A 201-nucleotide genomic window follows, 5' to 3' on the forward strand; every position below is an offset into this window, starting at 1 on the left:
TTGAAAACAAGCTTTCGGGTGGTGATCGTCCGGAACTGACTTCTGCCAAGATCATCATCTCGGGCGGTCGTGCGCTTGGTTCGTCGGAGAAGTTTGAGGAAGTGATCCTTCCTGTTGCCGACAAGCTTGGTGCAGCAGTCGGTGCCAGCCGTGCGGCAGTTGATGCGGGCTATGCACCAAATGACTGGCAGGTTGGCCAGA

Annotated in this window: 1 protein-coding gene; it reads left to right on the forward strand. The window is 56.2% G+C overall.

What is annotated here, in order from left to right:
* Window positions 1-201: FAD-binding protein (locus tag QSJ70_RS27635; protein ID WP_285541408.1), on the forward strand; the 201-nt coding region annotated here is incomplete at both ends.

The sequence above is a fragment of the Brucella sp. NBRC 12950 genome, assembly GCF_030268145.1.
Taxonomy (GTDB): domain Bacteria; phylum Pseudomonadota; class Alphaproteobacteria; order Rhizobiales; family Rhizobiaceae; genus Brucella.